Here is a 21,558-nt window from a genome sequence, read left to right on the forward strand (position 1 = left end):
CCGCCGGAGGCCGGAGCGGCCCTCAGGCAGCGTTCGGCGGAGAGGCCGTCTCGGGTCGACGGGCACCGGCGGCATCCGCCCGCGTGCCGACCAGCGCGCAGCACGAGCGTCCCGCTGCGTCGCACACATCGGCGACGGCACAGCGCATGCGCTGGAGGAAGGCGGTGACCGCGACCGTTTCGCTCTCGGTCATCCCGCGAGTGGCCTGCATCATGCGCGCGTGCATCGACGCGAGCGTGCCCCGCATCTCTTCGTCCGCATGCGGGGTGGTGGACACGAGAACCTTCCTCCGGTCCGAGGGATGGCGACGGCGCTCGAGATGGCCGGATCGCTCGAGTCGGTCGAGGAGAGCGGTCATGGATGCCGTGGAAACTCCGAGGTGGCGCGCGAGGTCGACCGGGGTGATGTCGCGACCGGTTCCGCTGGCCCTCGTGAGGAACCGCAGGACGAGCAGCTCGTTCTCGCCCATCGCCATGGAACTCTGCGTGCGTCGGCGCATGGCCATTTCGGCCGAACGGTATGCGCGCATCGCCTCCATGACCCGCGCTCCGCGTTCGTCGTCGGCGTTCTCGCTGTACCAATACGACGGAGGTGCCGTGTTCTCGATCGGCATCGTTCTCCTAATATCTCGCTTGCCTATTCGCTAGTCTACCTAGTAAGTTGATCTACGAACAACGATCAGAGGGGTACATCATGGCGAAGCTCTACTACGGCACGACGACCGAGCCGATCCGCATCGACGACCGCATGCTGGCGCACGTCAAGGTCGTTGTGGCAACCAAACTCCGCCGAGGCGAGAGCTTCACGATGTCGTGGGTGCACGGCGAGGACGAGCCGACCGGTCGTTCGACCATCTGGTTGCAGCCCTCGATCCCTCTTCGGTTCGTCTTCGATTCGGAGCAGCCCGAGTCGCTCGACCAGAACCTGCTGAAGCGCCTGGCCAACGACGCCAACTCCTCGCGCGGTCTCAGCCTCGATATCGCGCTCGACGAGACCGCTGCGAAGACCGTCCCGCCGCGGACCGCGACGGCGAAGGCCACGTCGACGCGCTCCTTCGTCCGCGCGGCGTGATCCGGTCTGCTCCCCGCCCCGACCTCGGCGCGATCGTGTGGTCGCGCCTCGACGACGATCTCTCGGTCGCCACGCGTGACGGAGACTTCGCCGGGTACATCGACCGCCGCTCGACCGGGGCCTTCTTCGTCTTCGACCGCGACGCGCGACACGTCGGCACCTTCGCTCAGATCGGGGCGGCGCGCGCCGCGCTCGGCGAATCCGTGCGGCCCGTACGCACTCCTCTTCCTCGCCGGAGTCCGTCTTCGGCTCTCTCCCAGCTCGCGGCTCACGCCGCCCACATCTTAAGAAAGCGGACATGAAAACGCTTCCGACGTGGGACGTCCCCACCGAACCGATCTCTATCCTCAGCCCGGAAGAGATCGCCGCTCTCAGCGCTCGCTGACGTCCTCGTCTCCGTGATCGGGGGGAGCCTGAGCTGAGGGTTCTCGCCGGATTCGCAGGACGGCGAGTGCGAAGACGAACGCGCCGACGGCTGCGAAGACCAGCTTGGGTTCGTTCGGCGAATCAGCCGGGAAGAAGAGGGTGGGGGCGGCCAGCAGGATCATCGCGATGACGCACAGCGCCAGACCGATCGGGCGTGGTGACCGCGAACTCATCGCACCCCTCCCCGACGCAGACCTGTCGACAGCCTAGGCGAGTCGCGTCCGCGGCGGTCGTACCGGTTGCGAGCGCCCGTGTCCCCCCACCATCTGAGACCCGTCGCGGCCGATGAGCGTGACGGCTGCGACGACGGGTGCCTCCGTGTGCTCTCCGCAGGCCCCGCTACCCCGTCCGATGCGCCAGCGTGAGAGGAAGAGGTGCGGGCAGAGAACCAGCGACCGACGGTGCGGCCCCCCGGCTCGCAGTCGACGCGGTTCTCTCCCCGCGAGGAACAGCCTCCGCCTTCCCGACGGTCGGCGTCGACCTGAGCCCCCGAATATCACCCTCTGTCGGCACACAGATCACCTCGGATGTCGAGCAGGCGCGGGCGAGACGATAGGGTGGCCGAGCCCGCAGCAGGAGGAGCCGATGATCGAGACCGTCGAGCGGCCCATCACGCGGCCAGCCCGGACACGTCGCGCACTCGCCGTCCACACGGCGACGATCGGCGGCCTCGCGGCGTTCCTCAGCGCGACGCTCATCTGGATCTGCCGCCTGTGGGAGCCGGGGGTGCAGTATGTGAGTCAGCTCGGCGCGACGGCGATGCCGACCGCGCCCGTCTTCAATACGGCTCTGCTTCTGCTCGCGATCGCCGCCGTCCTCGTCGATCGGTCGCTCGTGTCCCGGGGTGGGGAATGTGTCGTCGGGTGGTCCGTCGCCACGACACTTCTCGTGTGCGGCTTGTGCTTCGCCGTGGCATCCGTCGTCACATGCTCACCCGGATGCCCCATCCCCTTCACCGAGGGAGCTCTTCCGCAGGATCTCATCCACATCTCCTTCGCCGTCCTCGGGTTCGTCTTGGCGATCGTCGCGATGGGACAGGTTGCCGTCGTTCGGCGGCGCCCGTGGATGCGCGCGGCTTCGGTCGTCACGCTCGTCGCCGTCGGTGTCACATCGTTCAGCGGCGCGATGATCGCCCTGCTCCGTGGGGACACCGCGGTCGGCGGGAATCTCGAGTTCACTGCGGCCACCCTCGCTATCGCGTGGTTCGGGGTGTTCGGCTTGCAGGTCGCCGCGGACGAGCGGCGAATCCGCCGGAACGCGCATTAGCGTTACTGCCGTGACCTTCCCGCGACTGCTTCGTATCCTCGGGTGGCTGGCGCCCGTCGCCGCTCTCGCGGTCATCCTCGCGGTCCTCCGGGGAGCGGGCGTACCGCTGACGCTTCCCGGCGTTGTGATCGTCGTCGTCCTGCTCGGTGTCGCGCGTCTGATGATCGGGCGATCGCGCCGTCGCCGGCGCGATCGTTCGATCACGCGTCCGGGTCGCTCTCGATGAGCCCCCAGGCGTGGGCTGCGCGGATCGCACTCGACCGATCTGACACCTCGAGCTTGCGATAGAGACTCTGCAGTTGTGTCTTGACGGTGTTCGGTGAAACGACGAGAGCTCGCGCGATGTCGGCGATCGTCGATGTCGGAGTGAGTTGACTCAGCACCACCCGTTCCCGCTTGGTGAGGTGCGGCACGCTCACCGACGCCACGAAGAACGACGCCCTCGTCTCGACCTGCTCGCGCGACGAAGGAGAGAGGATCCTCGTGACCAGCGCGCGATCTTCCGGCGCCACGGCGCTCCACGGGCTCCACAGATCGTGCCGGAGGCTCAGCGCCTCGGCGCGCTGAGCCGCGGGGCGGTGCGAGGCCACGCCGTTCAGCCGCGCATCCGCCACGACGCTCACGACCAGGCTCTCGAGCGCAGCGCGAGGGGAGGGCTCGTGGTGAAGCCCCCACTTGACGCTCAGGACGAAAGCGTCGTGTGCTCGCCCCGCGTACAGCTGGGAGAGGGCGAGAGCGGGAGCGGCGACGGGGGACAGTGCGGACGCCCCCTCGAGCAGGGCGAGAGCCTCTCGAGGCTGCCGTAACGCGATCAGCACCTTGGCCCGCGTCATCAGGAGCTGGGTCGACTGATAGTGCGACGGTGGTGTGCTGCGGCTCCGTGTCATCCAGGTGCGCAGAACCCCCAGCGCATCGGATGCGGCGCCCGAGAGCAGGAGAGACAGGACGTGGGTTGAGGCCGCGAAAGGCCACAATTCCCGAGCCCCCGCGGTCGCGGGCACAGCGTCGAGGAGGGCGCGAGCTTCCCTCGCCTCCCCCGCTTCGAGCAGCGCCCACGCGGATGCCAGTCGGAGGCCTTCTCCCCAGGGGGACGTCACCCAGCTGTCGGAGCAGTTCGCGACCACGATGGAACGCGCCGTCCGGACGTCGCCCTCGAGCAGGGCGATGACGGCCAGCGCCCCGCGCGCGCGGAGCTGGCGGGCGGGCGGCGCGGTCCGCTCGGACAGCGACATGGACGCGCTCGCGTCCCGAAGCCGGCCCATCGCGAGGAACGTCATCGCGACCTGGTACCACCCCTCGGCCGTCGTGCCGGGTTCGAGGTCTTTTGCGCGACGCAGGGCGTCGGCCAGGGTTGCCGACGCGTCGGAGGCGAGGGCGAACCGCCCCGCGGCGCGGAGAAGGCTCACGCGCACGATGAGGGCGTGGATGTTCCCGGCGGTGACGCTCTTGACCTCGGGAAGCCGGTTGAGGGCGGAGATGACGAGCGCCGGTGTCTGCGGCGACTCCGCGGTGTCGGGATCGAGGGCGAGCAGCGCCTCGACGACCACCGGTGCGTCCACGGCGCTCGACCGGAGCTGACCGACCAAGCACGAGAAGCCGTCGGTGTGACGGGCCCAGATCTCCGGCCCCGACGTGCTGAGGACCCGGGCCAGGGTCGTCCACTGCCGCGCGTCCGCTGCGAGCTGAGCCGCGAGGAAGGGCTCACCTCCCGACACGAGACGGTCGAGCAGCCGCAACCGGGCCGCAGACACGAGGGCAGGCTGCCGAGCGGTGATCTCGGCGAGCCAACGCTCGCGAACGGGCTCGGCGAGGACGACACGGGTTGCGCTGGGCCAGACGAAACCCTCGCTCTGGAGCTGGTCGAGGAGGTCGCGCGTCGCACCTGTCGTCGAGTCGACGCCGAGAGCATCCGCGATGGACTCGGTGACGTACGGGGCGACGGCGAGGAGGCGAACGTCGTCGGTCACGGGCCTGGACAGACGCTCCTCCATGTCGTGCGTGAGCGCGGAGCCCGCATACGACGCCGCGGCGACGGCATCGTCGCGCGTTCGCAGGGGGAGACCCTCCAGGCGGAGTCGGGCGCTCGCCAGCTGGACGAGAGCGGGCCACCCGTGAGTGAGCTCGGAGAGCTCGTCGACGGCGATCTCGGTCGATTCGACCCCGTTCAGGGCCAGAACGGATGCCACCTCCTCACGAGTCATGAGCAGGTCGCACGCGGGGAGTACCTGTACATCGAATTCCAAGGCGATGAGTGGGCTCTCGAGGCCGGTCGGCTGGCGGGTGGCGACCACGATGCGAAGGCCGTCGTCGTCGCGCAGAAGACGAAGGAGGTGGTCGCTCGTGAGTCCGCGTCCCTCGACGTGATTGTCGATCAGCAGTACGTGCGAGGCGGGGCCGTCCGCAAAGGCCTCGGCGATGCGGGGGAGGGTGTCCGGTGAGGTGAGAGCGCCGTCGATGAACAGAACGCCGCGCTCGGGATCCGACTCGAGCATGGCGGCGAACTGACGTAGAAGCGAGGTCTTGCCGACGCCGGTCGGCCCTCGGAGCAGAACGACATCACCACCTAACGCCGCTTCGAGGCGATCCAGTGCCTCGGGGCGCGGCGCCCAGAAGCGGCTCGCGCGACGAGCGGCTCGAACGCCGGCGGGAACGGCATCCACATCGATCAACATCTAGACCTCCATTGGGACAGGACCGCCGCCCCTTCGGGCGGGGCGACGGTCGACGTGGCGCCGTGACGCCCCATCGAGATGATCTTGCGGGTGAGAGGAGGCGCCGCGAGGCGAAGACGGCCTCTTTCATCCCCCGTCTCACCCCCGTCTCACCCTCTCCGCATCACCCTCTGGGGGTGGCTCGTCTCTTGTCCGTCCGCCGCACGGTGTGCGATACGGAGCAGCGTCAGGGGTGAACCGCTGCCGGGGCTGGGGTGATTCGGCGCGCGAGGCGGAAGGGGCGACGAGTCTGTCGTCCGCCCCTTCGGGGAGGACGTTCGTACGCACCGCTCAGGTGAACGAGGCGCGGGACTCCCGGACGTCAAACGGGTGCTCCGTTCCGGGTGGGGCGTGGGGGCGGGGGCAACCGGGCGAAAAATCGCGGGCGCGGTCCCTGTCGTCGGGCGTCGTTCTCGCCGACCGTCCGAGACCTCGATGGCGCGAAAACGAAGTGATCGTCCGGCATCTCACTCGACGGTCCGCTCGGTTCACCCCTCCGAATCGCTGCCGTCGTCCGCATCACCATCGAGCGGTAGGCATGTTTGCATGTTCATGTGAGCGTTGACGTCCGATCAAGCTGGTCTCATGAACGACGCGCCCGACCCCTGGACAGAGTTCGCTCGCGAGTTGGGCGTTCGCATGCTCCGCGCCCGCGCCGAGAAGCGGATGTCCCAGGAGCAGATCGCTCACGCGGCGGGCCTCGCGACCTTCACCTACCGGAAGCTCGAGAAGGGCGAGTCCAACCCCGGGACCGCCGCGAACCCGCGTCTACGGACTCTCGTCGCGCTCGCCGAGGTGCTCGAGATCCCGCTTCGCGATCTGATCCCCACCCCGCCGAAGGGCCTGCCTCCCGGTCGATGACGGCGGTGTCGGAGGTTCGCGATGTAATGCGTTCGTGCCCACCGGTGTTCGGGTCGCCGCTAGCTGCGACCCCGAGAGAGAGGTGACACGCATGACGTCAGGGACTCGCCACGAACGGACGACGGACGCCCGGAGGTGTGTCTTCCGCTGGTGCGTCACCGAGCACGGGTCGACCGTTCACCACGATGACGAAGATCACCGCAGCGCCGGTATCGGACTTCTCGCGCGTGTGCGCGACGCCGCGGACCACGGCCGCGGCATCTCCACCGATGTCGAGATCGGCCTGCTGCGGCGAATCAGCGACCTCGAGACCTGGGTCGTCGTCGAGACCGGGATCGGCGCATCCGTTTCCCTCCCGATCCACGCGGCCCGCGCGCTCGTGGCCGGCATCCAGAACGATGCCGAGGTCATCGCTCTGCTCGCGCCCGAGCGCGAGATCGACTGACGCCCTCTGTGCCCCGGTTCGCGTCCCACCGGGGCCTGCGAACGTGTCCCCGAATCTCGGGCTGCAGTCGGCGCCGTGCGGCGGGGCAGGACGAGGCGTCCCCACGGGGAGTCCAGCGGGAGCGGTTTCCGCTGTCATAGGGCAGACCTCGCCGAGACCGACATCGGAACCGACGAGGTCATCGTCGTCGCGGTGTCGATCATCCGCATGGCGGTGACGACGCCAGGAGCGCGTTCAGCGACGCCTTCGGGTTCGCCGGTGGAGGAGGATGCGTCGGGTCGCGGTCATCGCGAAAGCACCGACGAGACCACCCACGGCGTTGGCGACGACATCGGCAGCGCTGCTCGTGCGCCCGGGGAGGAAGAGTCCCTGGACGATCTCGACGAGTAGCGGAACGAGCCAGGCGATGCCGACAACCCGCCACGGATGTCCGTGCAGGAGCGCCCCCAGAACGATGCCGAACGGGATGAAAAGAACGATGTTGAGGCCGAAATCCATCGTCCGGGGGGTCACCGCGGGGAGGAGGTCGTACAACACCGCGTAGGCCGCACCCGCATTGCGGTCGAGATGATCGGGCCAGAGCACGATGATGCCCAGGGCGGCGAGGTAGGCAGCCGCCACCGCTGTCGCGACGCGCCGACGGCGGGACGGTGAGCGGGGATCGGGCACGGACCACTGTAGACACGCGTTGCCGTGTGCCGGAGAACGATCTTTGCGGGCGGTCCGGCTTCAGCCGCGACGACCGAAGGTTCGTCGCACGATGCGGAGGAGGCCGAGGAAGCCGAAGAGTCCGACCACCGCGCCGAGGACGGCGAACAACGTGATGGACCCGCCGAGGACGGGGCCGCCCCCCGCGATCACCAAGACGACGGCGATGACCACCGCGGCGATCGAGACGAGGGTGGAGGCGATCTCTCCCGTGGCCCGGCTGAGAATCCCGCTGACGTCCTCCCCGTCGGCACTTCGGAGAGTGATTCCGATGGAGCCCTTCTCCACGCCGGTGAGCAGGGCGTCGAGACGGCGCGGTATCTGCTCGAGGCGAGCGAGGGCGATGACCGCTTGGGCTTGAGCGTCGGTGGCCATGCGTGTCACCGACACGGTCCGTCGCAGCAGGCTGGGCATGAGGGGAAGCGCTCGCCCGACCATGTCGAAGTCGTCGACGATGACCCGGAGGCAGCCTTCGAGAGTGGCGAAACTGCGGAAGGCGGAAGCGAGCTCCCCCGGTAGGGCGATGTGGTGCTGGCGGATCACATCGACCATCCGCGTGAAGATCGAGCCGTGACCGCTCGTGCGCAGATGCTCCGTGGTCAGGACGACGCCGATGTCGTGTCGGAAAGCCTCGAGATCGACGTCTTCGGGTGCGTCGACGATGAGCAGGAGCGCATCCGTGGCGGCGACGTCGTTCTCGCTGAGAGCGGCGAGGAGGAAGGCCGTCATGTGCTGGCGTCGACTCCTCTCGATGATTCCGACTGCGCCGAAATCGATGAGGCCGAGAGTGCCGTCCTTCTTGAGCAGGACGTTGCCCGGGTGAAGGTCGGCGTGGAAGACCCCGAAGACCAGGATCTGCTCGAGGACCGTTGCCATGAGCGTGTTCGCCAGGCGATCGCGCTGGCCCGGCTCCAGTACGGCGATGCGGGTCGCGGAATCGCTCAGAGCCGTTCCGTCGACAAGCCCCATCGTGAGCACCCGCTGGCCGGAGGCGTCGGGGAAGACGTCGGGAACGGTGACGAGGCCGCGTCGGGCGGGCTCGGCGCGATCGATCAGTTCCAGTGTCGACGCGATCATGTGGGTGTTCCGCGCCTCGATGCGATAGTCGAGCTCCTCGAGAAGGGTGGCCGTGAACCCGCGGGCGACCGATTCGATCCGGAGGTCGCGACCGACGCGCGTGCGCGCCTCGGCTCGATGTGCGAGACGTCCGATGATGTCGGCATCCGCCTCTACCTGCGCGCGGGCGGCGGGCCGCTGCACCTTGATGACGACGGCCGTACCGTCGAGCAGTCGAGCCCGGTGCACCTGCGCGACCGAGGCGGCGGCGAGGGGATGGGGATCGACCTCGGCGAACACGGTGTCGATGGGGCGCCCCAGATCGCCCTCGATGACCGAGCGCACAGTATCCCAGGGGAGGGTCGTCGCGTTGGTCTGCAGAGAGGCGAGGGCGCTCAGGTACGGCTCAGGTACGAGGTCTCGTCGGGTGGAGAGCACTTGGCCCAGCTTGACGAAGCTGACCCCGGCGTCGTTCAGGGTCGCGACGACGGCCCGGGCGCGTTCCTCGGAGGTGCTGAGCTGTTCTTCGACGCGGGCGCGTCCGCCGTGGAAGAGCCAGCCGACGCCATGACGCGAGGCGATGGCCAGGATCTCCAGGTACCGTCGGGTCCGTTTGCGTTGCCGCAGTGCCGCACGGACCACATCGATGGGATTGGGCAGCGGGCGGGTCGGGAAAATCGCCTCGCTCGCGACGAGCGCGGCGACGCCGAGGGCGAACACCCATGCGAGCGAGAGGGTGATCAACCCCGCCCAGATCCAGGCGTCTTCGGGGGGAATGGCCGTGGAGACGTCGGGGAAACCCGTCTGTCGCAGGGTCCACCCGGCCGACGGCACCCCCAGAAGGAAGACCAGGAGCCCCACGACGATGCTCCGCGGCCAGCCGACCGCGGTTCCGAGGACGCGACGCGCGACGAACCCGACAAGCACCGCCGACACGACGGCGGAGATCGAGATCAGGATGCTGGCCACCACGTGGTCAGCGTAGCCGGGTGCGGCTCACGAGATCCGGGCGAGGGTGCACCGCGGACAGTGCCACCACGCCGCTGTCCGCCCCGGTCGAGGTTCCACCACGCCACCGCAGGCCGTGCAGGGCGAGGAGAACCCTGCGAGGAGATCCTCGTCGAAGAGGTCCGGGTGTTCGCGAAGAGCTGGCGTGATCATGAGGTATTTTCACATGCGCATGCGTGGTGGTGAGACGTGTGCACAGTGAGAAGCTCGCCCAGACAGTTTCGTACGCCGGTCCTCCGGAGCTACGCCCGCAGGTCGTGCAGCGTCTTTTTCGCGCGTTTCTTCGCGGCGGCGGCAGCCTTGTTCGCGGCCTTGCGGCGGCGTTTGCGAGCGCGCGGGTCGTTCCACAGGCGCACGACCTGGTGACCTACCGACTCGCGATTCTTGACCTGGACGCGCGGGGTGCGAGTGCCGAGCGCGTAGGCGAGCAGAGCGACGGCGCCGATCACGATGATCTTGTTGCGCATGGCATCCTCCTTGTCGACGAGGACCTCGAAGATCCGCAGCCAAGGGGACGCGGCGTGAGGTCCTTCACTACTCAGACGCGCGGTGAGGGGCGTTCGTCACGGGCGATTCGTGATGAATCGACATCGCAGGCGGTGCTGATCGCAGAGGGTCGTACCGGAGGGTGTCGTGCGGGGCGGCGGTCCGCCGTCGCGTCAGGGGCGTCCCATCCCGTGATAAGCCCACCCGGCGGCGCGCCACGCTGCCGGATCCAGGCAGTTGCGACCGTCGATCACGACGCGTCCGCGAGCCAACGAGGCCGCATGCTCGGGGCTGAGGTGCCGACGGTATTCGTCCCACTCGGTCACGACGATGATCGCGTCCGCGTCGCGGAGCGTGGAGTCGAGGTCGCTGTCGTAGGTGAGCTGGGGGTGGAGCCGGCGCGCGTTGTCGATCGCCGCGGGATCGGTGAGGGTGACCAGGGCGCCCAGACCGTGGAGCCGGACCGCCACGTCGAGTGCGGGGGAGTCGCGGACATCGTCGCTGTGCGGCTTGAAGGCCGCGCCGAGCACGGCGATCTTCTTCTCGAAGACACTGCCTCCCAGGGCGCCGATGGACAGCTCGACCGCCCGATCGCGACGGCGGAGATTGATGGCATCCACTTCGCGGAGGAAGGCGACCGACTCGCCTCGTCCGAGTTCCTCGGCGCGGGCGGAGAACGCGCGGATGTCCTTGGGGAGGCACCCGCCGCCGAAGCCGATGCCGGCGCCGAGGAATCGTCGTCCGATACGGGCGTCGTGGCCGATGGCGTCGGCCAGAGTGGTCACATCGGCGCCGGTCACCTCCGCGATCTCGGCCATGGCGTTGATGAAGCTGATCTTCGTGGCGAGGAAGGCGTTCGCGGCGACCTTGACGAGTTCGGCCGTGGCGTAATCGGTGACGATGAAGGGTGTGCCCTTGGCGATCGACGGGTGGTAGACCTCGCGGAGGATGCCGGCCGTGCGTTCGCCGTCGTCCGTCGGAGCGCCGTCATCGGACGGGACGCCGGCGACCAGGCGATCGGGGTCGATGGTGTCCTTGACCGCCCACCCCTCCCGGAGGAACTCCGGGTTCCACACGAGGGTGGCGCCGTGCGCGGCCACGCGGGGCGCCAGGCGGGCGGCCGTACCGACCGGGACGGTCGACTTGCCCGCGACGACGTCCCCCGGGGCGAGGAAGGGCAGGAGAGCGTCGACGGCCGCGTCGACGAAGGTCAGGTCGGCGGCGTATCCACCCGCCTGCTGCGGCGTGCCGACGCCGATGAAATGCACGGCGGCTCCGCGGGCAGCCGACATCTCGGTCGTGAACGTCAGCCGACCAGAGGCGATGCCGTCCGCCAGGATCTGCTGCAGGCCGGGCTCGAAGAAGGGCGCTTCGCCCTGCGAGAGGGCCGTGATCTTCCGCTCGTCGATGTCGATCCCGACCACTTCGTGACCGATCGAGGCCATCGCCGCCGCATGAACGGCTCCCAGATATCCGCAACCCACGACAGACAGACGCACGATCAGAGCCTTTCAGTTTTCCGGACGGCAGACCGACCGGCCTGGCGGTGGACGCTGCGGTGCAGCGGGGTCAGCGTCACGCCGCGGTCTCGCCGGGGGCGAGCGCTGCACGGGCCGTCTTGCCGAGGATGACGAAATCGCCCAGCAGGGTCCAGTTCTCCACGTAGGACAGATCGAGCCGAACCGAATCCTCCCAGGAGAGGGAGGACCGGCCGCTGACCTGCCACAGACCGGTGATGCCGGGCTTGGCGAGGAAGCGTCGGTGGACGTGGTCGGCGTAGACAGCCACCTCGGAAGGCAACGGGGGCCGCGGCCCGACGAGGGACATCGAACCGCCGATGACGTTGAAGAGCTGGGGGAGTTCGTCGAGGCTGAACTTGCGCATGACGCGTCCGATCGGCGTGACCCGCGGATCGTTCTTCATCTTGAACAGCACCTCGTTGCCCGAATCGCGGTGCTGCGCGGCTAGCTGGGCGCGCAGCTCCTCGGCGTTGACGACCATCGAGCGGAACTTGAACATGGTGAACTCGCGACCGCGGAAGCCCACGCGGATCTGTCGGAACAAGACAGGTCCCTCGCTCGACAGGCGCACCGCGATGGCCAAGAAGAGCAGGATCGGGCTGAGGAGCACGACACCGACGCTCGCCGCGAGAAGGTCGACGGATCTCTTCAGGAAGCTCTGCCCCCTCGAGAACTTGGGCGTCTCCACGTGGATGAGGGGCAGACCCGCGACGGGCCTGGTGTGCAAGCGCGGGCCGGCGATGTCGACGATGCTCGGGGCCAGGACGAGATGCTGGCGGCCGGCCTCCAGGCTCCATGAGATCTCCTTCACCTTCTCGGCGGGGAGCTCATCGGCGCTGGTGATGGCGACCGTGTCGGCGCCGGTCGCCTGCAATGCCCGCGTCACGTCGCCGACGTGGCCCATCACGGGGATGGAGGTGCCGGGGATGGTGTCAGCGGTCTTCCCGTTCGGCACGCAGGCGCCGACGACGCGGTATCCCGCACTGGGGTTGCGGGCGAACTCGCGAGCGAGCTGCGTCACGGAGGGGAGCGACCCGACCAGGAGCACATGGGCGGAGTATCGTCCGCGGGAACGCTGGACCACGAGCCATTGCCGCCACATCCAGCGGGTGAAGCAGAGGACCAGGATGCCGAGCGGCAGGCTCACCAGAAGATACCCCCGCGCGAGGTCGATCTGGGCGAGGAAAGCGATGATGGCCACGGTTCCGAACAGTCGGAAGCTGGCGTCGGCGATGCGGACGTACTCCGCCGAACCCGTGCCGATCACGCGGTCGCTGCGTGACTCGACGAAAGCGAGCGACCACATCCACGTGACGATGAGGATCGCCGAGAAGGCCCAATACGACAGGTCGCTGATGCGACTGTCGCGGCCCGCGGCGAGCTGGGCGTTTCCCAGTCCGAACCAGAGGAGCTGGGTGCCGTAGACGACCCAGACGAGGGCGGCGAAGTCGGTCAGCACGAGGTTGCGTCGATAGCGGCCTCGCCACGGATCGCGAACGCGCGCAGGGGGCGGGGAGGAGGCCGGCGGCATCGGCGGTTCAGCGGGGAGGGACCGCTCCGGCGTCGATGGGCCGAGCGCGGCGGCGGTTCCGCCCGGGTCGGCGTCTGATGAAGACCCGCCGGGGCGCAGGCCGGACATCGCCATGTGTGCCCCTCTCGCCTTTCCCACGCGCGCGTGGGAACCCTCCCGCGAACAGTAACAGGCAATGTTCACCCGTCAACTCACCCTGCTTTTCTTGTCATACGCAGGAGACGTGAACGTTCGTTGTCCGAGTGCGCTACGACCGGCGACAGGTTGGTGGTGCGGCAGGCGGTCCCTTACACTCGGGCGCGGATCAGCCGTGCCCGGCTGCCTCGAGATCGTGCCGAACGGCGGGGTCGCCATTGCTGGCCGCACGGAAGGTTCCGATGTCCCGCGCCTCGTCGCCGCCGCTTCGCCCCCGCCGCGGGCAGGCCGGTCTGATCGCGGCGATCGCGATCGCTGCGCTGGTGGTCGCCGCGGTCGCCGGTGTGTTCGCGTTCGCGCTGTTGCGCCCCGAGCCTGCGTCGAGCTCGCCGCCCGCGCCGTCCCCCGAGACGACGACAACGATGCCCGCGGCCTCTCCGACACCCTCACAGACCCCCACGCCGCCGCCGGCGCCTCCGGTCTCGCCGGCCGCGCAGACCTGCGACGGATCGTCGACCCTGGTGACCGTCTGGGCGCACCCCGACGACGACATCATCTTCGCCAATCCGACCATCTCGGATGCGATCGCCGCCGGTCGGTGCGTACGCACCGTGTTCGTCACGGCGGGTGATGCCGGCAAGGGGATGGACTATGTGCGGGCGCGGGAGCTCGGCATCCTGCGCGCATACAACGCCATGCGTGGCAAGGACGGCGAGTGGGATGCCACGGACATCGCACTCGATACCGGCGTGCACGTGCGGCGACTGACGCCGAAGGACGACCCGCATCTGTCGGTCCTGTACCTGCGCCTGCCGGACGGGAACATCACCGGCGCCGGTTTCGACGCCACCGCGCACGCGACCCTCAGCAAGCTCTATGACGGGACCGAGGGATCGCTCGTCCCCGTCGATGGGGGGCCGGCCGTGACCCGGGATCAGCTCGTGGGCTCGGTCCGGGAGCTGGCCTCCGCCTTCACTCCGGAGAGCACCCTCACCCACATCCCCCGGGGCAGCGTCTTCGCTCCGGGGGACCACCCCGACCACTCGGCCGTCGGAACACTGGTCCGTGATGCGTTGACGTCGGATGCAGCCGTGGGGCCCGGCATCCGGTACTTCGTGGGATACCCCTCCGAGAACCTGCCGCGCAACCTCGAGGGGGCGGTCCTCGACTCCAAGGTGGACACCTACCGCATCTACACGCAGCAGGACCAGGTGATCCGCTGCGCCGATCGCACCGCGTGCCTCAAGACCCGCAAGTTCGGCGAGTGGCTCCAACGGTCCTACGCCAAGACCGAGGTCGAGCTTCAGATGGGCTGAGCCGCGCGCATTCGGCGGCCCGGGCCTCCGCTGCGTTCCGTCGGTAGACGAGGCGTCAGTGCTGGTAGGTGCCGTGGAGGATCGCCCGTCCGAGCGTTGTGAACGCCAGATTGAACGACACCACAGCGGGGGAGGCGTCGGCGTCGACGCCGAGCGACGGCTCGCTCACGGCGTGCACGACGAAGAAGTAACGGTGGGGTTGATCGCCCTGCGGGGGCGCGGCGCCGAGGAATCCGGCCGTGCCGCCGTCGTTGCGGACGTGGAAGGCGTCGCCCGGGAGATCGCCGGAGGCGGCTCCGGATGCCAATTCGCGGACGTCCGCCGGAACGTCGACGAGCACCCAGTGCCAGAAGCCGCTCGGGGTGGGGGCGTCGGGGTCGAAGCCCGTGATCACGAACGACTTGGTGCCCTCGGGGACGTTCGACCAGGAGAGATGCGGGGACGTATTGCCCTTGTCGGCGACCTGGGCGTCCGCGAGGGGGTGTCCGTCGGTGACGTCGTCGCTGACCACGTCGAAGGACGGTGCGGACGGAAGGAGCGGGTACGGATCGGGCGTCTGCGGACGGGAGAGATCGGCCATGAACGGAATGCTAGGACGGCGCGGTCATCCGGCGGCAGGTCTTGCATCCACCCGCGCCGGAGGATATCGGTCAGCGGCTGAGGTCGAGGAGCGAGAGGGCTGTCTCCCGGCAGCCCTCGGGAGCGGGAAGCCCGTAGTCGTTCTCGACGACGGTGCGCAGTTCGGCGGCCAGGTCGTCGACGGAGGGCTGCGCGTCGAGGGCGTCGAGAATGGGCAGAATGAGGTCGTCGTACTCGTCGTCGGGCCACCCGTGGCCGATGTGGTGGACTCCGATCGGATCCCACTCGTTGAGGACAGCACGGATGCGCAGTGCGACGGGCGACAGTGACCGCGGCGGTGTGGACGTCTGCATAGGGGGAGTGTGGTCAGCTTCGTTAGGTGCGCGCTGAGCATCGCCGATGCGTCCGGTGCGTGATGCACATCTGCACCGCGGTGGCGTGGGAGCGTGATCCGCCGATCGGTCTCACCCCACCCCGCCGGGTGGCGGGGCTGCGGGGTTTCGGGCTCGGATAGGGCAACCATCGCGATAACGTCGAAGGGCGCCCGAGGGCGAGGGGAAACCCGCAATCCGTCGCCGGGGGGCGAAGTACAGGACGGAGTCGCCGTGAGGGACATCGACGAGCCTTCGGGCGCCGAACAGGCACCCGACGAATCGGCGTCGCCGCGCCGGTCCGGGATATCCCGGAGAGCGCTGGTGTTCGGCGGCGTCGCCGTGGGCGGACTCGCCGCGCTCGGTGGTGGCGCCCTCGTCTACCGCCAGATCCGGCGCTCGGCGCCCCCGGAAGGAACCTGGGTCAAGCTCAGTCCCATCGTTCCCGTCCCCGATGCCTCCCCGCGGGCTCCGTCCCCCGCTCTCGAGGAGCCGGGGGAAGACACGACCGTCGCGGTCTGGGCTCATGCCGACGACGACATCATCTTCGCCAATCCCCATCTCGCGGGGATTATCGGCTCCGGGGCGACCCTGCGCACGGTCTTCGTCACCGCGGGCGACGCGGGACGGGGCCTCGGCTACGCGCAGCAGCGCGAGGCCGGCATCCGGGCCGCGTACGACGAGATGCGCGGCAGCACGCAGCCCTGGAACACCTCCCAGCTGACGCTGCGAAGCGGCGCACGGGTCACACGCTTCGTGCCCGCCGACGATCCGCGGCTGTCGATCACCGTGCTCCGATTGCCGGACGGGAACCTCAGCGGGAAGGGGTTCCCGACGACGGGCGAGGCCGGTCTCACCCAGCTCATCAACGGCACGGTGCCCGCTCTCGCGCCGATCGATGACGGCCCGACGCTCGACGCGCGTCGTCTTTCGGAGACCATCGCCGAGCTGATCCACGCCGGTCGTCCCGATCGCATCACGACCAACATCCCGCACGAGAGCACCTTCGCGCGGGGGGATCACCCCGATCACTCGTGCGTCGGATCGCTCGTCCGAGCGGTGGCACCGGTCGTCGGGATCGCACCCGAGGCTGTCACGTACTACATCGGTTATCCCTCGCAGCACGAGCCCATCAACGTCGAGGGAGAGGCCCTCGATGAGAAGGTCGACGTCTACGCGACCTACGCGGCGCAGGATCCCGTCGTCACCTGCGATAGCGCGGCGGCCTGCCTCGCGCAGCCCGGCTTCGGGCAGTGGCTGCGCCGCTCCTACGGCAAGGCGGAGGGGGAGCTCCGGTTGACCTGAGCCTCCCGCTCGGCGGTCAGCGTCGATCGGCCGGCGAGCCGGCGCGTTGCGCGATCAGGGCGGCCTCGACCCGCGACGACACCGACAGCTTGTTGAGGATCGAGCTGACGTGATCTTTGACGGTGGCGGAGCTGAGGTGCAGCCGGCGTCCGATCTCGGCGTTCGAGTCGCCCGTGGGCAGGTATCCGAGCACGTCGCGCTCGCGGTCGGTGAGAAGAGCGACGCGACGCGAGGCGTCGAGGTCGGGTCTCCCGGCGTAACCCTCCACGAGGGCGCGCGAAACCTCAGGGGAGAGGACGACCCCACCCGCGACGAGAGAACGGACCATCGCCGCGAGGTGCGCGGGATCGGTGTCCTTGACGAGGAATCCCGAGGCGCCGTCCCGCAGGGCGCGGGTGATGGACTCGTCGGCCGCGAACGTCGTCAGGATGCCGACCACCGGCCGTTCCGCGTCATCGCGGAGGGCCGCGAGGATGTCGAGGCCGCCGACTCCCGGCATCCGGATGTCGAGGAGGACGAGGTCAGGGCGAAGCGCGCGGATGACGGCGAGCGCATCGGGTCCATCCACGGCGGCGACCACCTCGATGTCATCGGCCGCGTTCAGGATGAAGGAGAAACCGGAGCGGACGAGCGCCTCATCGTCGACGACAACCACCCGGATCACGACTGTCACTGTACGCCGAGACGACGAAACCGCCCCGGCGGAGCGGGGCGGCAAGCCGGGACGAGGCGCGATACGTGGGGCTCAGCGCCTCGCCCCGGGGTTCAGGGGAGGTCAGTCCTCCGAAACGGTGACGGTGACCTCGATGTTGCCGCGCGTCGCGTTGGAGTAGGGGCAGACCTGATGCGCCTCGTCGGCGAGCTGCTGGGCGAGATCGTGCTCGATGCCGGGCAGGACGACCTCGAGAAGCACGGCGAGCTGGTAACCGCCCTGACCGTTGGGGCCGATGTGGACGCGGCCGCCGACCGAGGAGTCTTCGATCGTGACCTTGCGCGCGCGGGCGACGGAGTGCAGAGCGCTGTGGAAGCAGGCGGCGTAACCGGCGGCGAAGAGCTGTTCGGGGTTGGTGCCGGCGCCGGAGCCGCCGAGCTCCTTGGGGGGAGCGACGTCGAGGTCGAGGTAGGTGCCGGCCGTGACGTGACCGAGGCGGCCCTGGCCGGTGGAGACGGCTTCGGCGGTGTAGAGAACGTCCATGGTGTTCCTTTCTGGGGACGGTGGGGAGGCGATCGTCAGGCCGTGTGGCGCGTCGCGTGGGCGTCGCGCGCGTCGTCGGGATGGTCGCGCAGGTCTTTCATGGCTTCGGTGAGATGGCGCAGGGCGTCGATCAGTTCACGAGCGCTGGCGGCGTCGGTGAGGCCGGAGCCCGCGGCGATGCACTGCGGAACGTGGGCCAACTCGGTGCGCAGCCTCACGCCGCGCTCGGTGAGGGCGACGGTGACCACGCGCTCGTCGTCGGGCCGACGCGTTCGGGTGAGGTACCCCGCGTTCTCCATGCGGGCGAGCATGGGGGAGAGAGTGCCGGAGTCGAGCTGAAGGGCTTCTCCGAGGCTGCCGACGGTCTGCTCGCCGTCGTTCCACAGGGTGACGAGCGCGATGTACTGCGGATACGTGAGGTTCCACGGTTCCAGGAGTGCGCGATACGCCTGCGTGGTCGTGCGATTGGCGGCGTAGAGCGCGAAGCACACGAGCTGGTCGACGGCGGGCATGAATAAACTATTGCACACAATTTAATTGTGCACAACTGATTCGCGTGCAGCTTCCGTGCACCGGGGCGACGATGTCAAGCCCTGCCATCCCCCCACGTGACATCGGAGCATGGGCGCATGATCGGCCGAAGCGACGTGAGCGCCTCCTCAGCCTCGGGGTTCCTCCCCGAGTGCGAGCGGGACCTGCTCGCCATCAATGGGCACCACTTCGAACTCGGTGCGTCGGCCGCGCCCCTCTTCGGCGATCTCGCCTGAACGCGGCGACGTCGCGCCCGGGGGAGCCGCTCGGTGGTTCGTCGTCCGCGGCGTTCTGCTCAGCCGACACTGCCGTCGGTCGCCGACACGCGTACCGTGACACCTCCGGTGAGGTCGATGCTCCACGTCGTCGCGGTGCCGTCGCGCTGGAGCTCGGCCTCTTCGACGGCGCCGCCCGTGCCCTGGGCTGCGGCGATGCGCACGGCGTCCGCCAGGGTGGTCCCGGCAGCGTCGAGCGCCGACCGGTCTTCGGCGTCGAGGGTGCCGCCGTCGGTGGAGGAGCGCACCTCCCCGCCGTCCGAGCTCACGCGAACCTCGACCTCTCGGCCGCCCGAACCGACATGCACCTCCCACGCCCCGTCGTCCGTCTCGAGCTGGAATGCGCGCCCGCCGGCGGCGGATTCAGCCGTGGTGATCGCCCGAACGGCTTCCCGATCATTGGTCGGGGTATCGCTCGCCGGGGTCAGGGGGGCGCAAGCGGCCAGGGTGAAGGCACTCGCGGCGAGCAGCATGACGGCGGCGGACGAACGACTCGGGCTCATGGGGGAAGGGTAACCAGGCGCTCCGCATCGCCAAGAGGTGTTGCGCGACGGCCGCGACCTGTGCGCAACGCGTTTTACCAAGCGGGCCGCGGCGCGTCAACAGCCCCCGCACACTCAGCTTGGGCCCGAACGATGGCGGGCATGAGCGAGATCATTGCCCACCACGGACTTCTGACCGACATCGACCTTCATGTCGACGACACGGGCGGCACGGGTCGCCCCGTCGTCCTCATCCACGGCTGGCCCCTCTCGGGCGAGTCCTGGGCCCACCAGGTCCCGGCCCTGGAGGCCGCCGGCTACCGGGTCGTGACGTACGACCGTCGCGGTTTCGGGCGCAGCGACAAGCCGCGCACCGGCTACGAGTACGACACATTCAGCAACGACCTGGAGGCCGTGCTCGAAGCTCTCGACCTGCGCGACGTCACACTCGTCGGCTTCTCGATGGGCGGGGGCGAGGTCGCGCGCTACCTGACGCGCCACGGGGCCGACCGCGTGCACAGCGTCGTCTTCGCGGCCGCCGTGCCGCCGTACCTCGCCCAGACCGACGACAACCCCGAGGGCCCGCTCGACGACGCGACGGCGAACGGCATGAAGCAAGGGCTGAAGGACGACGAGAAGGCGTTCTACCACCAGTTCACGACCGACTTCTTCTCCGTCGACGGCACGCTCGCCGTCTCGGAGGCCGACCGGGCCGAGGCCGAGCGTCTCGCGAATCAGGCCGACCACCACGCCGCCCTGAAGTCGATGGAGGCCTTTGCGACCACCGACTTCCGCGAGGATCTCCCGAACGTCACGGTGCCCACCCTCGTCATCCACGGTGACAGCGACACGACCGTGCCCTTCGAGGGTTCGGGCAAGCGCACCCATGAGGCGATCGCCGGCAGCGAGCTGCACGTCGTCGCGGGGGCGCCCCACGGCGTCAATGTCAGTCACGCCGACGAGTTCAACCGTGTGCTGATCGACTTCCTGAAGCGCTGACCCGCCGCCGCGCGTCCCTCTCTCGCGCGCACCCGCGGAGGACGCGACGGATGCCGAGATGCCCCGCCACCCGACCGGTGGCGGGGCATCCGTCTTTTCGTGGACGTGGACGGTTCGGGGTGTACGGTGGGCGCGCTCGGGCCTGGGGGGAGGGGCGACGTTTGGCCGTGGCATCCGGATGGCGTAGTCTTGATCTTTGGTGCCCGCCTCTCTGCGAGCGGGTTGCCCGAACGTGAGCCCTCCACCGGCCCTGTTCTCCCGTCATCGGCGGGGCAACGGACCACCGGAGCGGGATTCACGAACTCCTCCGTTCGATCAAGAAAGCAGCACTACTGTGACGCGCACTTTCACCCCCAAGGCCGCTGAGGTCACGCGCGAGTGGGTCGTTATCGACGCCACCGACGTCGTTCTCGGCCGCCTGGCCTCGCACGCGGCGGTTCTCCTCCGCGGCAAGCACAAGGCGACCTTCGCCAACCACATCGACTCTGGTGACTTCGTCATCGTGATCAACGCCGAAAAGGTCGCGCTCACGGGTCAGAAGCTCACGCAGAAGAAGGCCTACCGCCACTCGGGCTTCCCGGGCGGACTGAAGTCCGTCACCTACGACGAACTCCTCGAGAAGAACCCTGTCCGCGCGGTCGAGAAGGCCATCCGCGGCATGCTGCCCAAGAACAGCCTCGGCGCGGCGCAGCTCAAGAAGCTCAAGGTGTACCGCGGCGCCGAGCACCCCCACGGTGCTCAGCAGCCCACGGCATACACCTTCGACCAGGTCGCCCAGTAAGCGCCGCCGGATAAGGACGAAACAGTGTCGAACATCGACTCCAGCAACTACAGCACCGAGACGCCGGCCGAGCAGTCGGTCGTCGCCGCCGAGCGCCCCGTGCTCTCGGTTCCCGGCGCAGCCGTGGGCCGTCGCAAGCAGGCCATCGCCCGCGTGCGCCTCGTTCCCGGTTCGGGCACGATCACGGTCAACGGCCGCACGATCGAGGACTACTTCCCCAACAAGCTGCACCAGCAGCTGATCAACGACCCGTTCACGGTGCTCGAGCTCGCGGGCTCGTACGACGTGATCGCGCGCATCTCCGGTGGCGGCCCCTCGGGTCAGGCCGGCGCGCTGCGTCTGGGTATCGCCCGCGCGCTCAACGAGATCGACGCCGAGAACAACCGCCCGACCCTGAAGAAGGCCGGCTTCCTCTCGCGCGACGCTCGCGTCAAGGAGCGCAAGAAGGCCGGTCTCAAGAAGGCCCGCAAGGCGCCTCAGTACTCCAAGCGCTGAGTTCG

General features: G+C 68.9%; 26 protein-coding genes. 12 read left to right on the forward strand and 14 right to left on the reverse strand.

Annotation, left to right across the window (positions count from 1 at the left end; all coding sequences use genetic code 11):
• Positions 1-22: 22 nt before the first annotated feature.
• Complete coding sequence (locus tag NE358_RS02685; RefSeq protein WP_289941233.1) at positions 23-613, reverse strand: MarR family winged helix-turn-helix transcriptional regulator; 591 nt, start codon at positions 611-613, stop codon at positions 23-25.
• 80 nt (positions 614-693) lie between these two features.
• On the opposite strand from NE358_RS02685, the gene NE358_RS02690 reads away from it, so the two are divergent.
• Together NE358_RS02690 and NE358_RS02695 are read left to right on the forward strand one after the other, a co-directional pair.
• Positions 694-1,071, forward strand: coding sequence for a DUF7882 family protein (locus NE358_RS02690; protein ID WP_289941236.1), 378 nt, complete (start codon positions 694-696; stop codon positions 1,069-1,071).
• On the forward strand, positions 1,068-1,373 hold the full coding sequence (locus NE358_RS02695; protein WP_103206745.1) for a hypothetical protein: 306 nt from the start codon (positions 1,068-1,070) through the stop codon (positions 1,371-1,373). Before NE358_RS02690 ends, NE358_RS02695 begins: the two co-directional genes overlap by 4 nt.
• 69 nt (positions 1,374-1,442) lie before the next feature.
• Here the strand turns inward: NE358_RS02695 and NE358_RS02700 are convergent, their stop codons facing one another.
• Positions 1,443-1,670 (reverse strand): hypothetical protein, encoded by a 228-nt coding sequence (locus tag NE358_RS02700; RefSeq protein WP_116238664.1) that lies wholly within the window; start codon positions 1,668-1,670, stop codon positions 1,443-1,445.
• Between the two features lie 412 nt (positions 1,671-2,082).
• Here NE358_RS02700 and NE358_RS02705 point away from each other — a divergent pair, with 412 nt between their 5' ends.
• Both NE358_RS02705 and NE358_RS02710 read left to right on the forward strand, forming a co-directional pair.
• A complete protein-coding gene (locus NE358_RS02705) occupies positions 2,083-2,763 on the forward strand; it encodes a DUF998 domain-containing protein (RefSeq protein WP_289941240.1) in 681 nt (226 codons plus the stop codon).
• Between the two features lie 10 nt (positions 2,764-2,773).
• A complete protein-coding gene (locus NE358_RS02710; protein ID WP_103206742.1) occupies positions 2,774-2,989 on the forward strand; it encodes a hypothetical protein in 216 nt (71 codons plus the stop codon).
• On the opposite strand, the gene NE358_RS02715 is transcribed toward NE358_RS02710, so the two are convergent.
• A complete protein-coding gene (locus NE358_RS02715; protein WP_289941243.1) occupies positions 2,964-5,435 on the reverse strand; it encodes a LuxR C-terminal-related transcriptional regulator in 2,472 nt (823 codons plus the stop codon). The two genes, NE358_RS02710 and NE358_RS02715, sit on opposite strands and share 26 nt — an antisense overlap.
• 624 nt (positions 5,436-6,059) lie before the next feature.
• On the opposite strand from NE358_RS02715, the gene NE358_RS02720 reads away from it, so the two are divergent.
• Both NE358_RS02720 and NE358_RS02725 read left to right on the forward strand, forming a co-directional pair.
• Positions 6,060-6,335: a helix-turn-helix domain-containing protein gene (locus NE358_RS02720; RefSeq protein ID WP_103206740.1), complete on the forward strand. Its 276-nt coding sequence runs from the start codon at positions 6,060-6,062 to the stop codon at positions 6,333-6,335.
• Positions 6,336-6,426: 91 nt separating this feature from the next.
• On the forward strand, positions 6,427-6,780 hold the full coding sequence (locus NE358_RS02725; RefSeq protein ID WP_141375068.1) for a hypothetical protein: 354 nt from the start codon (positions 6,427-6,429) through the stop codon (positions 6,778-6,780).
• Positions 6,781-7,014: 234 nt separating this feature from the next.
• On the opposite strand, the gene NE358_RS02730 is transcribed toward NE358_RS02725, so the two are convergent.
• From NE358_RS02730 to NE358_RS02750, 5 genes are all read right to left on the reverse strand, one after another.
• Positions 7,015-7,449, reverse strand: a complete 435-nt coding sequence (locus tag NE358_RS02730; RefSeq protein WP_141375070.1) for a VanZ family protein — start codon at positions 7,447-7,449, stop codon at positions 7,015-7,017.
• A 60-nt stretch (positions 7,450-7,509) separates the two neighbouring features.
• Positions 7,510-9,516: an ABC1 kinase family protein gene (locus NE358_RS02735; protein ID WP_289941250.1), complete on the reverse strand. Its 2,007-nt coding sequence runs from the start codon at positions 9,514-9,516 to the stop codon at positions 7,510-7,512.
• A gap of 278 nt (positions 9,517-9,794) precedes the next feature.
• The gene (locus tag NE358_RS02740; protein ID WP_289941252.1) at positions 9,795-10,019 is read right to left on the reverse strand and encodes a hypothetical protein; all 225 of its coding nucleotides are present in this window, start codon (positions 10,017-10,019) and stop codon (positions 9,795-9,797) included.
• 192 nt (positions 10,020-10,211) lie between these two features.
• Positions 10,212-11,537 (reverse strand): UDP-glucose dehydrogenase family protein, encoded by a 1,326-nt coding sequence (locus NE358_RS02745; RefSeq protein WP_141375075.1) that lies wholly within the window; start codon positions 11,535-11,537, stop codon positions 10,212-10,214.
• Between the two features lie 76 nt (positions 11,538-11,613).
• Positions 11,614-13,203 (reverse strand): sugar transferase, encoded by a 1,590-nt coding sequence (locus tag NE358_RS02750; RefSeq protein ID WP_499318254.1) that lies wholly within the window; start codon positions 13,201-13,203, stop codon positions 11,614-11,616.
• A gap of 263 nt (positions 13,204-13,466) precedes the next feature.
• Between NE358_RS02750 and NE358_RS02755 the strand changes: the two genes are divergently transcribed.
• Positions 13,467-14,540: a PIG-L family deacetylase gene (locus tag NE358_RS02755; protein WP_289941254.1), complete on the forward strand. Its 1,074-nt coding sequence runs from the start codon at positions 13,467-13,469 to the stop codon at positions 14,538-14,540.
• 55 nt (positions 14,541-14,595) lie between these two features.
• On the opposite strand, the gene NE358_RS02760 is transcribed toward NE358_RS02755, so the two are convergent.
• Together NE358_RS02760 and NE358_RS02765 are read right to left on the reverse strand one after the other, a co-directional pair.
• Positions 14,596-15,120, reverse strand: a complete 525-nt coding sequence (locus NE358_RS02760) for a YbhB/YbcL family Raf kinase inhibitor-like protein (RefSeq protein WP_103206733.1) — start codon at positions 15,118-15,120, stop codon at positions 14,596-14,598.
• A gap of 70 nt (positions 15,121-15,190) precedes the next feature.
• Positions 15,191-15,472 carry a hypothetical protein gene (locus NE358_RS02765; protein ID WP_289941260.1) on the reverse strand — a complete coding sequence of 94 codons (282 nt, stop codon included), beginning with the start codon at positions 15,470-15,472 and terminating at the stop codon, positions 15,191-15,193.
• Between the two features lie 252 nt (positions 15,473-15,724).
• On the opposite strand from NE358_RS02765, the gene NE358_RS02770 reads away from it, so the two are divergent.
• A complete protein-coding gene (locus tag NE358_RS02770; RefSeq protein WP_289941263.1) occupies positions 15,725-16,795 on the forward strand; it encodes a PIG-L family deacetylase in 1,071 nt (356 codons plus the stop codon).
• Positions 16,796-16,811: 16 nt separating this feature from the next.
• On the opposite strand, the gene NE358_RS02775 is transcribed toward NE358_RS02770, so the two are convergent.
• The 3 genes from NE358_RS02775 to NE358_RS02785 all read right to left on the reverse strand — a co-directional run bounded on the left by NE358_RS02775 (position 16,812) and on the right by NE358_RS02785 (position 18,502).
• On the reverse strand, positions 16,812-17,459 hold the full coding sequence (locus NE358_RS02775; protein ID WP_103206730.1) for a response regulator: 648 nt from the start codon (positions 17,457-17,459) through the stop codon (positions 16,812-16,814).
• A gap of 111 nt (positions 17,460-17,570) precedes the next feature.
• Positions 17,571-17,990: an organic hydroperoxide resistance protein gene (locus NE358_RS02780; protein ID WP_103206729.1), complete on the reverse strand. Its 420-nt coding sequence runs from the start codon at positions 17,988-17,990 to the stop codon at positions 17,571-17,573.
• A 35-nt stretch (positions 17,991-18,025) separates the two neighbouring features.
• Entirely contained in the window at positions 18,026-18,502 is a 477-nt protein-coding gene (locus NE358_RS02785; RefSeq protein ID WP_103206728.1) for a MarR family winged helix-turn-helix transcriptional regulator, read from the reverse strand.
• 117 nt (positions 18,503-18,619) lie between these two features.
• Here NE358_RS02785 and NE358_RS02790 point away from each other — a divergent pair, with 117 nt between their 5' ends.
• Entirely contained in the window at positions 18,620-18,757 is a 138-nt protein-coding gene (locus tag NE358_RS02790) for a hypothetical protein (RefSeq protein WP_289941270.1), read from the forward strand.
• Between the two features lie 59 nt (positions 18,758-18,816).
• On the opposite strand, the gene NE358_RS02795 is transcribed toward NE358_RS02790, so the two are convergent.
• The gene (locus NE358_RS02795) at positions 18,817-19,299 is read right to left on the reverse strand and encodes a PepSY domain-containing protein (RefSeq protein WP_289941273.1); all 483 of its coding nucleotides are present in this window, start codon (positions 19,297-19,299) and stop codon (positions 18,817-18,819) included.
• A 141-nt stretch (positions 19,300-19,440) separates the two neighbouring features.
• Between NE358_RS02795 and NE358_RS02800 the strand changes: the two genes are divergently transcribed.
• The 3 genes from NE358_RS02800 to rpsI all read left to right on the forward strand — a co-directional run bounded on the left by NE358_RS02800 (position 19,441) and on the right by rpsI (position 21,553).
• Positions 19,441-20,277, forward strand: coding sequence for an alpha/beta fold hydrolase (locus tag NE358_RS02800; RefSeq protein ID WP_103206726.1), 837 nt, complete (start codon positions 19,441-19,443; stop codon positions 20,275-20,277).
• A gap of 334 nt (positions 20,278-20,611) precedes the next feature.
• On the forward strand, positions 20,612-21,058 hold the full coding sequence (rplM, locus tag NE358_RS02805; protein WP_094734663.1) for a 50S ribosomal protein L13: 447 nt from the start codon (positions 20,612-20,614) through the stop codon (positions 21,056-21,058).
• 24 nt (positions 21,059-21,082) lie between these two features.
• Entirely contained in the window at positions 21,083-21,553 is a 471-nt protein-coding gene (rpsI, locus tag NE358_RS02810) for a 30S ribosomal protein S9 (RefSeq protein ID WP_058597862.1), read from the forward strand.
• Positions 21,554-21,558: the final 5 nt, after the last annotated feature.

Source organism: Sphingomonas sp. G5 (assembly GCF_052660795.1).

Coding starts and splice junctions, on each gene's coding strand:
- NE358_RS02685 (WP_289941233.1), bottom strand. CDS start 613: ATGCCGATCGAGAACACGGCACCTCCGTCGTATTGGTACAGCGAGAAC.
- NE358_RS02690 (WP_289941236.1), top strand. CDS start 694: ATGGCGAAGCTCTACTACGGCACGACGACCGAGCCGATCCGCATCGAC.
- NE358_RS02700 (WP_116238664.1), bottom strand. CDS start 1,670: ATGAGTTCGCGGTCACCACGCCCGATCGGTCTGGCGCTGTGCGTCATC.
- NE358_RS02705 (WP_289941240.1), top strand. CDS start 2,083: ATGATCGAGACCGTCGAGCGGCCCATCACGCGGCCAGCCCGGACACGT.
- NE358_RS02715 (WP_289941243.1), bottom strand. CDS start 5,435: ATGTTGATCGATGTGGATGCCGTTCCCGCCGGCGTTCGAGCCGCTCGT.
- NE358_RS02720 (WP_103206740.1), top strand. CDS start 6,060: ATGAACGACGCGCCCGACCCCTGGACAGAGTTCGCTCGCGAGTTGGGC.
- NE358_RS02725 (WP_141375068.1), top strand. CDS start 6,427: ATGACGTCAGGGACTCGCCACGAACGGACGACGGACGCCCGGAGGTGT.
- NE358_RS02740 (WP_289941252.1), bottom strand. CDS start 10,019: ATGCGCAACAAGATCATCGTGATCGGCGCCGTCGCTCTGCTCGCCTAC.
- NE358_RS02750 (WP_499318254.1), bottom strand. CDS start 13,203: ATGGCGATGTCCGGCCTGCGCCCCGGCGGGTCTTCATCAGACGCCGAC.
- NE358_RS02755 (WP_289941254.1), top strand. CDS start 13,467: ATGTCCCGCGCCTCGTCGCCGCCGCTTCGCCCCCGCCGCGGGCAGGCC.
- NE358_RS02760 (WP_103206733.1), bottom strand. CDS start 15,120: ATGGCCGATCTCTCCCGTCCGCAGACGCCCGATCCGTACCCGCTCCTT.
- NE358_RS02765 (WP_289941260.1), bottom strand. CDS start 15,472: ATGCAGACGTCCACACCGCCGCGGTCACTGTCGCCCGTCGCACTGCGC.
- NE358_RS02780 (WP_103206729.1), bottom strand. CDS start 17,990: ATGGACGTTCTCTACACCGCCGAAGCCGTCTCCACCGGCCAGGGCCGC.
- NE358_RS02785 (WP_103206728.1), bottom strand. CDS start 18,502: ATGCCCGCCGTCGACCAGCTCGTGTGCTTCGCGCTCTACGCCGCCAAT.
- NE358_RS02790 (WP_289941270.1), top strand. CDS start 18,620: ATGATCGGCCGAAGCGACGTGAGCGCCTCCTCAGCCTCGGGGTTCCTC.
- NE358_RS02795 (WP_289941273.1), bottom strand. CDS start 19,299: ATGAGCCCGAGTCGTTCGTCCGCCGCCGTCATGCTGCTCGCCGCGAGT.
- NE358_RS02800 (WP_103206726.1), top strand. CDS start 19,441: ATGAGCGAGATCATTGCCCACCACGGACTTCTGACCGACATCGACCTT.